This is a genomic window from Xanthomonas sp. NCPPB 1754 (genome assembly GCF_041475725.2).
GTDB classification, from domain to species: Bacteria; Pseudomonadota; Gammaproteobacteria; order Xanthomonadales; family Xanthomonadaceae; genus Xanthomonas; species Xanthomonas euvesicatoria.
The window spans coordinates 3,956,854-3,969,531 of the sequence record NZ_CM192982.1 but is presented as its reverse complement, the minus strand read 5'-3'; the positions used below and the strand labels follow the sequence as shown (position 1 = coordinate 3,969,531).

Annotated in this window: 7 protein-coding genes and 1 pseudogene; 7 read left to right on the top strand and 1 reads right to left on the bottom strand. The window is 60.7% G+C overall.

Going from position 1 to position 12,678, the window contains the following annotated elements; translation table 11 throughout:
- Positions 1-47 precede the first annotated feature (47 nt).
- On the top strand, positions 48-2,357 hold the full coding sequence (locus ACCQ15_RS17100; protein ID WP_372380828.1) for an NADP-dependent malic enzyme: 2,310 nt from the start codon (positions 48-50) through the stop codon (positions 2,355-2,357).
- Between the two features lie 365 nt (positions 2,358-2,722).
- Here the strand turns inward: ACCQ15_RS17100 and ACCQ15_RS17095 are convergent.
- Positions 2,723-6,024: pseudogene (locus ACCQ15_RS17095) on the bottom strand (GH92 family glycosyl hydrolase).
- A 412-nt stretch (positions 6,025-6,436) separates the two neighbouring features.
- Between ACCQ15_RS17095 and ACCQ15_RS17090 the strand changes: the two are divergent.
- The 6 genes from ACCQ15_RS17090 (at position 6,437) to ACCQ15_RS17065 (ending at position 12,676) form a co-directional block, all read left to right on the top strand.
- Positions 6,437-6,820: a helix-turn-helix transcriptional regulator gene (locus tag ACCQ15_RS17090; RefSeq protein ID WP_372380827.1), complete on the top strand. Its 384-nt coding sequence runs from the start codon at positions 6,437-6,439 to the stop codon at positions 6,818-6,820.
- Between the two features lie 496 nt (positions 6,821-7,316).
- Positions 7,317-8,567, top strand: a complete 1,251-nt coding sequence (locus tag ACCQ15_RS17085; protein ID WP_372381577.1) for an HlyD family secretion protein — start codon at positions 7,317-7,319, stop codon at positions 8,565-8,567.
- Positions 8,568-8,680: 113 nt separating this feature from the next.
- A complete protein-coding gene (locus tag ACCQ15_RS17080) occupies positions 8,681-8,857 on the top strand; it encodes a hypothetical protein (protein WP_158526045.1) in 177 nt (58 codons plus the stop codon).
- A 71-nt stretch (positions 8,858-8,928) separates the two neighbouring features.
- Complete coding sequence (locus ACCQ15_RS17075) at positions 8,929-9,975, top strand: rhomboid family intramembrane serine protease (RefSeq protein ID WP_372380826.1); 1,047 nt, start codon at positions 8,929-8,931, stop codon at positions 9,973-9,975.
- Positions 9,976-10,122: 147 nt separating this feature from the next.
- Positions 10,123-12,255, top strand: a complete 2,133-nt coding sequence (locus ACCQ15_RS17070) for a peptidase domain-containing ABC transporter (RefSeq protein WP_372380825.1) — start codon at positions 10,123-10,125, stop codon at positions 12,253-12,255.
- Between the two features lie 223 nt (positions 12,256-12,478).
- Positions 12,479-12,676 carry a zinc-finger domain-containing protein gene (locus ACCQ15_RS17065; RefSeq protein WP_008573675.1) on the top strand — a complete coding sequence of 66 codons (198 nt, stop codon included), beginning with the start codon at positions 12,479-12,481 and terminating at the stop codon, positions 12,674-12,676.
- Positions 12,677-12,678 lie beyond the last annotated feature (2 nt).

The window sequence follows — 12,678 nt, the reverse complement described above, 5'->3', positions numbered from 1 at the left end:
AGGAGGGTAGAATTCAGCCTCCTGCGCCTTCGAGAACCACACCACCGATGTCCACCGACGACTTCAAACAGGCCGCCCTCGACTACCACCGCCAGCAGCCGGCCGGCAAGATCAAGGTCACCGCGACCAAGCCGATGCTGACCCAGCGCGATCTGTCGCTGGCGTATTCGCCGGGCGTGGCGTTCGCCTGCGAGGCCATCGTCGAGGATGCCACCCAGGCCAGCGAGCTCACCGCGCGCGGCAATCTGGTGGCGGTCATCACCAACGGCACGGCGGTGCTGGGCCTGGGCAACATCGGCCCGCTGGCCTCCAAGCCGGTGATGGAAGGCAAGGGCGTGCTGTTTCAGAAGTTCGCCGGCATCGACGTGTTCGATATCGAAATCAACGAGAACGACCCGGACAAGCTGGTGGACATCATCGCCAGCCTGGAGCCGACCTTCGGCGGCATCAACCTGGAAGACATCAAGGCGCCGGAATGCTTCATCGTCGAGCGCAAGCTGCGCGAGCGCATGAACATCCCGGTGTTCCATGACGACCAGCATGGCACTGCGATCATCGTTGGCGCGGCCGTGCTCAACGCGCTGGTGGTCACTGGCAAGAAGATCGAAGAGGTCAAGCTGGCCACCACCGGCATGGGCGCGGCCGGCATTTCCTGCGTGAACATGCTGGTGTCGCTGGGCCTGAAGCCGGAGAACATCCTGGCGCTGGACCGCGATGGCGTGATCCACACCGGCCGCACCGATCTGGACCCGGACAAGCAGCGCTACGCCCGCGATACCGACAAGCGCACCCTGGCCGAAATCGTCGAAGGCGCCGATATCTTCCTGGGCCTGTCGGCCGCCGGCATCCTCAAGCCGGAGATGGTCGCCAGCATGGCGCGCCAGCCGGTGATCTTCGCGCTGGCCAACCCCAATCCGGAAATCACCCCGGAAGTGGCCAAGGCGGTGCGCCCGGATTGCATCATCGGCACCGGTCGGTCGGACTATGCGAACCAGATCAACAACGTGCTGTGCTTCCCGTACCTGTTCCGCGGCGCGCTGGATGTGGGCGCCACCGGCATCAACGAGGAAATGAAGATCGCCTGCGTCAAGGCGATCGCGGCGATGGCGCGGCGCGAGGCCTCCGACCTGGGTGCGGCCTATGGCGGCGAGACCCCGAGCTTCGGCCCCGACTACCTGATTCCGCGTCCGCTGGACCCGCGCCTGCTGGTGGAACTGTCGTCTGCGGTTGCGCAGGCGGCCATGGATTCGGGCGTGGCCACGCGCCCGATCACCGACATGGAGGCCTACCGCGACAAGCTCGGCCAGTTCGTCTACCGCACCAGCCTGATGATGAAGCCGGTCTACGACCGCGCGCGCGCCGACAAGCAGCGCGTGGTGTATGCCGAAGGCGAAGAAGAAGTGGTGCTGCGCGCGGTGCAGAACGTGGTCGACGAGGGCCTGGCCTTCCCGATCCTGATCGGCCGCCCGGACGTGATCGAAGCACGCATCGAACGCATGGGCCTGCGCCTGACCGCCGGCGTGGATTTCGAGATCACCAACATCCTCGACGACCCCCGCTTCAACGATTACTGGCAGTACTACCACGCGCTGACCGAGCGTCGTGGCGTGACCGTCACCGCGGCCAAGGAGTTGATGCGCTCGCGCCCGACCCTGATCGCGGCAGTGATGGTGGCGCGCGGCGAAGCCGACGCGATGCTGTCCGGCGTGGTCGGCCGCTTCCACAAGAAGCTGGGCTACGCGCGCAGCGTGATTCCGCTGGAACCGCGGGTGAGCTCCACCTCGGCGATGACTGGTGTCATCAACCAGCTGGGCGTGTTCTTCTTCCTGGATACGCACGTGCAGGAAGACCCCACGGTGGAGCAGGTGGTGGAAGCCACATTGCAGGCCGCGTACCGCCTCAAGCTGTTCGGCATCGAGCCGAATATCGCGCTGCTGTCGCACTCCAACTTCGGCAGCCACGACTCGCGCGATGCGCTGAAGATGCGCCAGGTGCGCGAGGCACTGCTCAAGCGCAAGCCCGAGCTCAACATCGACGGCGAAATGCAGGGCGACACCGCCTGGGACGAGGCGCTACGCAAGCAGATCATGCCCAACAGCACCTTGAAGGGCCGCGCCAACCTGTTCGTGTTGCCGAACCTGGAAGCGGCCAACATCGCCTACAACCTGGTGCGCGTGTTCACCGATGGCGTGGCGATCGGCCCGATCCTGATGGGCATCTCCAAGCCGGTGCATATCCTCACCACCAGCGCCACCTCGCGCCGGGTGATGAACATGACCGCCATCGCAGCGGTGGATGCGCAGATCCGCAGGCAGCGCGATGCGGAAAAGGCGGCAGCCGACAAGGGCACCGACTGACTCGAGATGTTCAGACTTGCCAGGTGTCCAAGACTTGGCCGAGTGCTGCTTGATTTGAAGCAGCAAGCGCTCGGCCGGCAAGACAACGGCCGAGAAGTGTCTTCCTCGATAGGGTGTTGCAAGGCGCCCAGGCACTTAGAGCGGCTAACAAAACGTAGCGCAGTAGTTTTGTTAGCTGCTCTTAGTCCCCAGTCTGCAGCAATAACCCACAAGCCCCTCTCCCCGCGGGAGAGGGGTTGGGGTGAGGGTACGGCCTACCCTTGGCAGCGACTCAGCGTCGACCATCCAAAACGTTGACGAGCGACGCAAACAGCAGGCGTCGCGGGGCGTCATCATCCCAGCGATCACGCCCAAAACCTCAGTCCTCAGCGCGCATCCGGCACCGCACCCAGTAACTCGATCTCCGCCACCTGTGCACGCGCAGGCGCGGTCCAATGCAGCCGATACTCCGCATACGAACCGGGCGTCGCGATCCGGAACGGGCGCGTTTGAAGCGGCCATTGAAAACGCTCCTCGCGGCGCGTATCGACGACGCGCCACGTGCCTCCTGCAGTGCGTGCTTCCAGCGTCCACGCGGCCGACGCAATCGCAGCGTCGCCGCTGGTCACGGTGTAAAGCATGGCCTCACCGCGATCAAGACCGCTCAACGTCAGCACCGTGGCGGGCGACACCGCGCTCGCGCTGCCCGCATCGTCGTCATGCAAAGCCGTCAGCGCGCGACCATCGGCCTGCGTCACGCGTGCGCTGGCACCCAGCAGGTCACGCAACGGGGCAGAGCGCTTGCCTGGCGCGGTCAACGACGGCGGCACATCCTCTGGTGCGCTGCCCCAGCGCGAGGGCGTGGGCCCCATCTCGAAGTCCAGCGTCGCACCCTTGGCGATCGCCGCATGCGGCAACCAGGTCTTGCGCCATGGCTTGCCGTTGAGCCTGAGCGATTGCACATACACATTTTCCGGCGAATTCTGCGGCGCATTGACCGTCAGCGTACCGCCGCCCGGCAAGCGCACGCGCGCCTGCTTGAACAGCGGCGAGCCGATCACATACTCCGGCGCTCCCATCCGCAACGGATACAACCCCAGCGCAGCGAACAGATACCACGCCGACATCTCGCCATTGTCTTCGTCGCCAGGGTAACCCTGGCCGATCTCGCTACCCAGGTACAGGCGCGCCAGGACTTCGCGCGTAATGCGCTGTGTCTTCCACGGTTGCCCTGCATACAAATACATCCATGGAATGTGGTGCGCAGTCTGGTTGCTGTGCGCGTACATGCCCATGCGCACATCGCGTGCTTCGGTCATCTCGTGAATGGTGTTGCCATACGAGCCTGCAAACTGCGCTTGGGCAGTCTCGGGCGTGGCGAAAAACATGTCCAGCTTGGCGGCCAGTGCCGCGCGGCCACCGTAGAGCGTAGCCAGGCCTTCGCCATCGTGTGGCGCGGTGAATGCAAACGTCCACCCGCTGGATTCGGTGTAATCGTTGCCCCACACGCGTGGATCGTACTGCGCCGCATCCACGCGCCACGTGCCGTCGGGTTTGCGCCCCTGGAAGAAGCCGACCGCCGGGTCGAACAGCGCCGCATACCCGGCTGCGCGGTGGCGAAAATACAGCGCTTCGGTCGCATAGCGCTCGCGCGCTGCGGCAGTGTTGGCCTGGATGGACAACGCCTCGGCCATGTTGGCAATGCCGAAGTCGTTGAGGGCGCCCTCCATCGACCACGACATGCCTTCATGCGTGTCGGTATCGGTATAGCCGCGGAAGGTCGAGCGCGCCATGCCCTTGCGCCCGACATGCCGGTCCGGCGCAACGACCGTGGCGTTCTTCAGTGCAGCGGCGTAGGCCTCGGCCGGGTCGAAGCCTTGCACGCCTTTTCGCCATGCATCAGCAAACGCCACATCCGAGCTGGTGCCCACCATCAGGTCTGCATAACCGGGCGACGACCAGCGCGCAATCCAGCCGCCCGCCCGCGATTGTTCGACAAACCCCTGCACCAGGGCGCCGGCATCATCGGGCGCAAATAGCGCATACGCAGGCCAGGCCGTGCGAAACGTATCCCACAGCCCGTTGTTGACGTACACCCGGCCATCGCGGATCGGTGCGAAGCTGCGCACCGCGCTGCCGTCGATAGTGTCGTCCGACCAGCTGTTCTGGCTGGCGTAGCGCCAATCCGGGGCAGTCGCAGTGCCCACGTTTTCATGCGCCGAGTTCGGATACAGGTACAACCGGTACAGGTTGGAATACAGCGTGGTTGCCTGGTCGGCAGTGGCATCGGGCACTTCGAAGCGCCCCAGCAATGCATCCCAGGCCTCCTGCGCGCGCGCGGCGACCTGCTCGAAGCTCGCGTCTGCGGCAATTTCCAGTTCTGCATTGTGTTTTGCCTGATCCACCGACATCAGCGAAGTGGCAATGCGCATCTGCACCTGTCGCGTGCTGCCGGCATCGAACTTGATCCATCCGGTCGGGCGGCCAGTGTCGAGCAGGCCGCTGCTGTGCCAGGGCCTGTCGAAGCTGGCATAGACGTACATGCGCGTTGCGCCCGTCGACAAACCGCTGCGCACATCGGTGTAACCGGACAGTGTCTGGGTCGCAGCATCCAACTTTAGCCCGCCGCGCGCGTCCACGTTGTCGAACAGCAGGTTGGCATCGCCCCGCGCCGGGAAGCGAAAACGAAACAGCGCCGCGTGATCGGTCGGTGCGATCTCGGCATGGATGCCGTTGTCCAGTTGCACGGCGTAGCGATAGGGGCGGGCCTGTTCGTCGTCATGCGAAAACCCCAGTGCACGCCTGCTGCGATCGGCATCCGGCACGCCGGCAGTGAGCGAGGGCATCACCTGAAACGTCTGCCGGTCGCCCATCCACGGGCTCGGTTGATGGCTCAGCGACAGCGCCTGCAGACGCGGGCGATTGTCTGCACCGTTGTGCTCGTTCCAGCGGTATAGCCAGGTCAGCGTTCCCGCATCGGTGACCGGCGTCCAGAAGTTGAAACCGTGCGGCACGGCCGTCGCAGGAAAATTATTGCCGCGCGAAAACGTGCCATTGGATTGCGTGCCGCGCGTGGTCAGCACTCGGCAATGGCGATATCGTCGATCCACCCGGCAGCGCGCGCGCCCGCAGGCGGCGCCACGTCCAGTTCGATCGCACGCACACGCCGCCCACGCAGCCCGGGCACATCTCCCAACCGCACCTGCTTGCGCGCCCACTGTTGCGGGTACAGCGTCTTCGAATCGCCCTGCGCCTGCGCACCCAATGCCACGCCATGTTGATCGCGCGCTGCGCTGGCAGAGACATGTGTGCCGTCGTCCAGCAGCAGGTCCAGCGAGACATACGTGGATGCCACATGGTCGTTGCCGACACTTTCCGGCAAGACCATCCACGACAGCGTGGTCTGCGTCTGGATCAGCAGATCGGTGGTGAACAACGCGCGTCGCCCACCTGCGCCGTTGCTCGCGTAACGCAGCGCATGCGCTGCGCTGTAGCCGGCATTTGGCTTGGCGGCGTACGGCGCCTGTGGTCCGGTTCTTACTGCAATTGTGATGGTTGACGAGTCCGCCGCGTCTGGATCTATTTGTCCCGGCTCAAACGATGTCGAGAAACGGTCCGTCGCGCGTGCCGCGGGCAGCGCCCCGAGCAAGCAGAAAATCGCGATTGATGTCAGCAGCCCACGATGCACGATGAAAGAAGCAAGCACGTTTGGAGGATTCCTTACTGAGACGTCGGCCGGATCGGGCAGATCGCGCCCGACCGCATTGCGGTGCAGGCTCCGCGACCGGATCAGGCGGATAGGACCGCATTATCGATCCTGAACAAAGCACATGCTGCATGCAAGCGAACTGGGGCGGACAAATGACTGAGGAGATGCTTTATCGACACATGCATGTAGCCAAAAGGAAGTTCGCTTCGTATTGCAATTGTCTTGCAGCGTTGGGGTTGGTGCCTGGTAAGCGCCTCTTTGATACGCACGCAATACCCCCTCTTGGCCTTGGCCCGATGGCATGCCCGGCGCGTTCTCCGCGGGCATGTCAGGTTGACAAGCTCGACCATAAGCGCAGAATTCGAGAGACATCTCTCCCACGTACAGCCGCATGGACAGCACCCACCTCAGCAACCCCATGGATTCGACCGCCGTATCCGGCCGCATCAAGTCTGCTCGCATTGCACTCGGTCTATCGCAAGGCGTTTTGGCTTCCCGCCTCGGCGTGCACCGGGCCACCATCGCCCATTGGGAGCGTGACGGTGGGTTTGTCCCAAGCGTCGAGAATTTGCGTGCGCTCAGTAGGGAGCTGCGTGTCGGATTTGAGTGGCTGGCGGTGGGAGGTGTGGTTGCTGGAGAAACGGTGTTGACGGCGGTGCCGGATTCGCGCCGACGTCTTGAGTCGCGCATGCTGACACTGTCGCGGCATGTACCGGTGTCATTCCTGGCGACCGTGATTGCCCTATTGGAAAGTGCTTCGGCTTATTTGGAATAGTTGGCGATCCCTATCGGGCTTGCTTATCCCTTGATACGCAAGGTCCGCACGCGCCTCTTAAAACGGATGTCGCAATTGACTCACCATTCCCGCTCGCGCGTGGCGGTTCTGGCACACCCAACGCATTGTGTCTGGCGGCATCCTGGCTCCTAATTGAGCGCATGGACGAAAACTTCGACATGGTCGAATTATGGGGCACCTCGCTCAGTCTGAACGGTTGCTGCATATTTCTTGGTGTTGCAACGAACTCGGTAGGCGAGGCGGTAAGGGGACCTTTGAAGCGAGCCAGAAGGCGGGTCAGCCGCCGGAAAGTTATGGTCGGCCTTCCAATAGTCGACGCGGCCGCGGGTGATGCGTCGTCTTTTATCGATTTTTTTATAAGCCTTTTTCCGGTGATCTGCGCTTCCTGCGGTTGGATATGCTTCTGGTCGGCAGTGCCCCTGCGCGCGTACTCATGCGTGGAAACGCGCTCGGTCAACAGCTTGGCCAAATGAACCTGCCGCTATTCCGAAAAGAGGTCTTGCAGGCGCACCGCGCAAGCTGGCTCGGCGGAATCTCGCTCGTGCAGCCGTTGCGGACATGGTTGTTCGTGACCGTGGTTGGAATCGCCGCGATCTCCGTGGTGATCTTTCTGTGCGCGGTTACCTATACGCATCGATCCAGTGTGTCTGGTCAACTGGTCCCGACCAGGGGGCTCGTTACTGTGATGGCTCCCGCTACGGGCGTTCTCACCCGGCTCGACGTCATCGAAGGGAAGCGCGTTGCTGCGGGAAAGATCCTGGGCGTCGTGACGGTGCCGCGAGCCACGCTCGCCAGCGGCGATACCGGTGCCGCCTTACAACGGCAACTGGGCCAACGGGGCGAAAGTCTGAAATCCGCTAAACAGGCGCAATTGCAACAACTGGAAGCACAGGAGCAGGGTCTGCGAGCGCAATTGGCCACTCTTCGCCAAGAACTGGTCCAGATTGACGGCGAGGTGGCGACACGCCGGAGCCAGATCGCCCTAGCCAATGAAGTGTTACAGCGTTGGCGCCAGTTACAGGACGACAAGTACGTCAGCGTGCTGCAGATCAAACAACAGGAGTCCAGTACGCTGGAATATACCAGCCAAATGAAGGCACTCGAGCGGCAGTCCACGGAATTGCGGCGCGCCTCCGCGCAGATCGAACAGCAATTACGCATACTACCTGGTCAGCGCGGTAGCGTGCAGGCCTACTATCGGCGGGACAGCGCAGCTGTGGAGCAGGAACAGGTGCAGGCGAGTGCCGCGTTGGTCGTAACCGCGCCGGTCGCTGGCTTGATTGCCACGCAGGTGGTCAAGCCGGGGCAGGCAATCCAGGCTGGGCAGCCGTTGCTGAGCCTCCTCCAAGGGGAGGGTAGGCTGGAAGCGGTATTGTTAGTGCCCAGTCGCGCAGTCGGCTTCGTGGCGTCGGGCGACCGTGTTCTGTTGCGCTATCAAGCCTATCCATATCAGAAGTTCGGTCATCAGCAAGGCGTGGTGACCGAGATCAGTCGAAGCGCGCTGATCCCAGGAGAATTGGCTGCTTTGACAGGCAGCGCAAAAGAGTCCGAGCCGTATTACCGAGTTACCGTGGCCTTGGCCCACCAAGCGATATCGGCTGACGGAAAGCCCGATCCGCTGAAGCCTGGGATGCTGCTGGACGCGGACATATTCGGCGAGAAGCGTACTTTGATCGAATGGATTTTCGAGCCCATCTGGGGCCTCAGGAAGCGGATTTTGAATTGAGCTGCATCCTATGGCTTGCATAGGCGCGTGTAGGCGCTAGCGTGGAATGACATTGGGAACTACCCAATCCTCTGGCGCAGAGGGGCTGTGCCGATCTTGAAAGGAGTGTTGGAATGGAAATGCGCGAACTGACTGCGGAAGAAACGAAAGAGATTGATGGTGGCATGAGCGATTTCACTACTGGCGGCATCGCGGTGATCTCGATCGGATTTGCTGGTGGCCCAGCGACTGCGGCTTTCGGTCTGCTTGTTGGAGGGGCGATGCTGGTGGTCGGTCACTATCAGCAGTAACAGCGGATAGCCATAACTTGAGGTTCCGGCGCCCGCCGTCACTGGCGGGCGCCATATCGATGGAAGAAACGATGCATTGGAAATTCGATGAGAATTTTCCCCCGGCACCGGGAGATGACTGGAGCGCGTGGCGCCCGCCATTTGGTCGCAAGCGGATGGGCGAATCCGCTGTGCGACGAGCCACATGGCAGTGGCACCCGCTGGACCCGCTGCTAGTTTCGGTGCCGGGAGCAGGGCGAATGCTGCCGCCAGTGTGCTTTGCGGAAATAGCTCAGGCACTACATCGCAGGATGCTTATTCAGTACCGTGCGTTGCTGCTGCTGGTGTTGTGCATGCTGGTAGGGTCAGGTATCGCCGGCTACGCGACAGGCGATGGATTCTTTCTCAAGGCTAGTCTGGCCGTCGCTTTGCTGTTGCTGTTCGTTATGCTCCAGTACTTTTTTGTCCTGGTGCTCCTTGAAAGGGTGCGCGACTATTCCCGACTATTTTCTTGGTGCTATCTGCAACCGCAGGCACCAGTCGTATGGATGGCTGCAGTGATGGTGTTGGCGGGAAGTGCACAGTATCTTACGCAGTCGCGGATCGGCGATCTGTCGAAGGTCATTGAAACCTATGGATTGGTGTTTAACCAGGTACCTCAAGATCCGTGGCGTTATCTGACCGGTCCTTTCCTGCATGCAGGGCTCGCCCATTGGATTGCAAATTTCTCGCTATTGATGGTCGGCTCGGGCTTTGCCTTCGCCCTTGGCAAGAACGCGGTGTTGTGGTTGGTGTTCGCCGCTGGTGTCTTTCTGCCTGGAATAGCATTGACCTTTCTGCCGCACTGGATCGGCTTGGATGCCTTTCTTGGAGTGTCGGGAGGGGTGTTTGCCCTACTAGGATGGGTCGTTGGTATCGCGCTGCGAAACCGGCAAGTATTTCCAGTTGGCCTGTGGTGGGTGATGGGCTATTTCTCCCTGGCGACCATTCTCGTCGCAAGTCTGCTGGATCCACATGCAAGTTGGTTCGCGCATCTTTTCGGATTTTTCATCGGATTGCTTCTGGGTATGGCTGAGATCGGGATGAAGTTTGAATTCGGTATCTCAAGGCAGGTGGTGCGTAGTTTTAATGAGGCCTGAATTTCGCTCGACCTCACATTGAAAATCATCATGGCACCTTGCTTTAGGATTCTGGACTTGTTTTCCTACGACTTAATTATATTTGATGGCCATGTGCCGATGGGAAAAATTTATAGGAGAATATGAATTGATGCGCGGGCTTCGTCTATGAAAAGCATTCTCCAATCAGAGGCTGCCGAATGTGGCTTGGTTGCGTTGGCGATTACGGCTGTCAGTCACGGTTTGCACATTAGCCTGCCGGAGATGCGTCGCCGCTTTCCGCTTTCGCTCAAGGGGGCAAAGCTTAACCATCTGATCCGGATCGCCCAACAGCTGGGCTTTGCGACTCGTCCGCTGCGTCTAGACATGGAGCATCTGAGCAAGCTTAAACTACCTTGCATTTTGCACTGGGATCTCAATCATTATGTCGTGCTGGCGAAGGTCGGCAAGTCCAAGGCCACGATTTTCGATCCGGCCCTCGGTGAGCGCACTCTTTTGCTTGACGAGGTGTCCAAGCACTTCACTGGTGTGGCGTTGGAGCTGACGCCCGCTGCAGAATTTAAGCCGAAAAAAGCGATGGGGTCGGTGTCAGTGCGCCAGCTTACCGGGCCGATCCGAGGGCTTTGGGGCGCGTTTGCGCAGATCCTCTTGCTTTCATGCGCGCTGCAGGTATTTGTCATCCTTGCGCCTTTCTATATGCAGTGGGTGGTGGATCAAGTACTGGTGTCGGGCGATCGCGACCTTCTGGCGGTTGTCGGCCTTGGATTCGGCTTGGCGCTATTGCTGCAGATCGGCATTGGACTGCTGCGTGGATGGTCGGTAGTATATCTGGCGTCCACGCTTGGACTGCAATGGATGGGTAATGTCTTTGCGCATCTTTTGAAGTTGCCGCTGGTATTTTTCGAAAAACGCCATTTGGGTGACGTGACGTCGCGTCTGTCGTCCGTGCAAACCATCCAGAAGACACTCACTACCAGCTTTGTCGAGTCAATCATTGATGGGTTGATGACAATGGTAACGTTGGGACTGATGCTGGTATACAGCTGGAAGCTTGCATTGGTGACTTTGCTGGCGGTCAGTCTTTATTTGACGATTCGTGCGATTGCCTATCATCCGATGCGTAACTGCACCGAGCAGCAACTCGTCGCCGCTGCTAGGCAACAGACCCATCTGTTGGAGTCCTTACGCGGCATCCAGAGTCTGAAAGTCGCAGGTGAGGAATCACAACGTCGATCTACTTATGCAAATTTACTCAATGGTACGGTCAACCAGGATGTGCGGTTGGCGCGTATGGGGCTCGGATTCAGCACCGCGAGCCAGCTCGTATTTGGCATAGAGCGTGTTGCGGTTATCTGGATCGGTGCCAGGATGACGTTGGATAATCTGTTCTCGGTCGGGATGCTGGTCGCCTATCTAGCGTACAAGGACCAGTTTGCTACGCGCGTGAGTGCTTTGATCGACAAATGGATCGAGTTCCGCATGTTACGGCTGCATGGTGAGCGATTGGCCGATATCGTGCTCGAGGCGCCTGAAGACGATGATGGCGTGGCAGAGTCAGCGCCACCGATGGATACTTGTATCGTGGTAGAGGGCCTTTCCTTTCGCTACGCCGAGGGCGAGCCCTTTGTAATACACAACTGTAGCTTCACCATCGAGCCTGGCGAATCTGTGGCGATCATCGGAGCATCTGGCTGCGGCAAGACGACGCTGATGAAATTGCTGCTTGGACTGCTCAGGCCTTGCGAAGGAACTATTCGTGTTGGTGGACATGACATACATAAGCTTGGTCCACGCAGTATCCGCGCTCTCGTTGGCGCGGTTATGCAGGATGACCAGCTGTTCGCTGGCAGTATCGCGGACAATATCAGCTTTTTTGACACTGACTTTGACCTCGAGCGGATCATGGCAGCTGCGCGGTTGGCGGCAGTGCACGAAGAAATTACCGCGATGCCGATGGGATATCATAGTCTCATCGGTGATATGGGTAGCTCGCTTTCGGGAGGACAGAAGCAACGGGTCATTCTCGCGCGTGCGCTGTACCGGCAGCCTCGGCTGTTGTTCCTGGATGAGGCCACTAGCCATCTCGATGTCATGCGCGAGCGGTTGGTCAACGAGGCGGTGAAAGAGCTCAAGCTCACAAAGGTTATCGTCGCCCATCGTCCGGAAACCATCGCCAGCGCAGACCGGGTATTGCTATTCGAAAATGGCGTTATGACCACTCTCCGCACGCAGCTGCTTGCATCGATCGATGAGGGAAACATGTCGGTTGCGGCGGTTCCGGTATCTAGCGCGGTGCCTTGACCTCCTGCTTAAGGCGCGATGGTAGGGCGCAGTGTCGTGCGTGCGCTGCAGCGACGGGGGGGCGGAAGCGTCGGGGGCCACCGCTTCCGTAGACCACCTCGGCAACCTGACCGGCAACAGTGAAACCATCGCCTGCGCCATCGCGCACGGCTAGGTCGATGGGCCGATCACCACGCGGGCTGCTAGAATCCGCGCTCTGCCTTTGCCTTCCGATCGCACCGCCATGAGCCAGACCGCCACCGCGCCCGCCAATGCCGAAAAGCGTTACACCGTGCACCGCGGCGACCTGCCGCTGAGCTGCCCGACGCCGCAGATGGCGCTGTGGAACTCGCATCCGCGCGTGTACCTGCCGATCGAAGACGAGCCCAACGGCGAAGCCAAGTGCCCGTATTGCGGCGCGCTGTTCGTGCTCGCCGACTGATA

Bases quoted from the DNA above. Each gene is read 5' to 3' on its own strand.
- ACCQ15_RS17100 (WP_372380828.1), top strand. From the start codon at position 48: ATGTCCACCGACGACTTCAAACAGGCCGCCCTCGACTACCACCGCCAG.
- ACCQ15_RS17090 (WP_372380827.1), top strand. From the start codon at position 6,437: ATGGACAGCACCCACCTCAGCAACCCCATGGATTCGACCGCCGTATCC.
- ACCQ15_RS17080 (WP_158526045.1), top strand. From the start codon at position 8,681: ATGGAAATGCGCGAACTGACTGCGGAAGAAACGAAAGAGATTGATGGT.
- ACCQ15_RS17075 (WP_372380826.1), top strand. From the start codon at position 8,929: ATGCATTGGAAATTCGATGAGAATTTTCCCCCGGCACCGGGAGATGAC.
- ACCQ15_RS17070 (WP_372380825.1), top strand. From the start codon at position 10,123: ATGAAAAGCATTCTCCAATCAGAGGCTGCCGAATGTGGCTTGGTTGCG.
- ACCQ15_RS17065 (WP_008573675.1), top strand. From the start codon at position 12,479: ATGAGCCAGACCGCCACCGCGCCCGCCAATGCCGAAAAGCGTTACACC.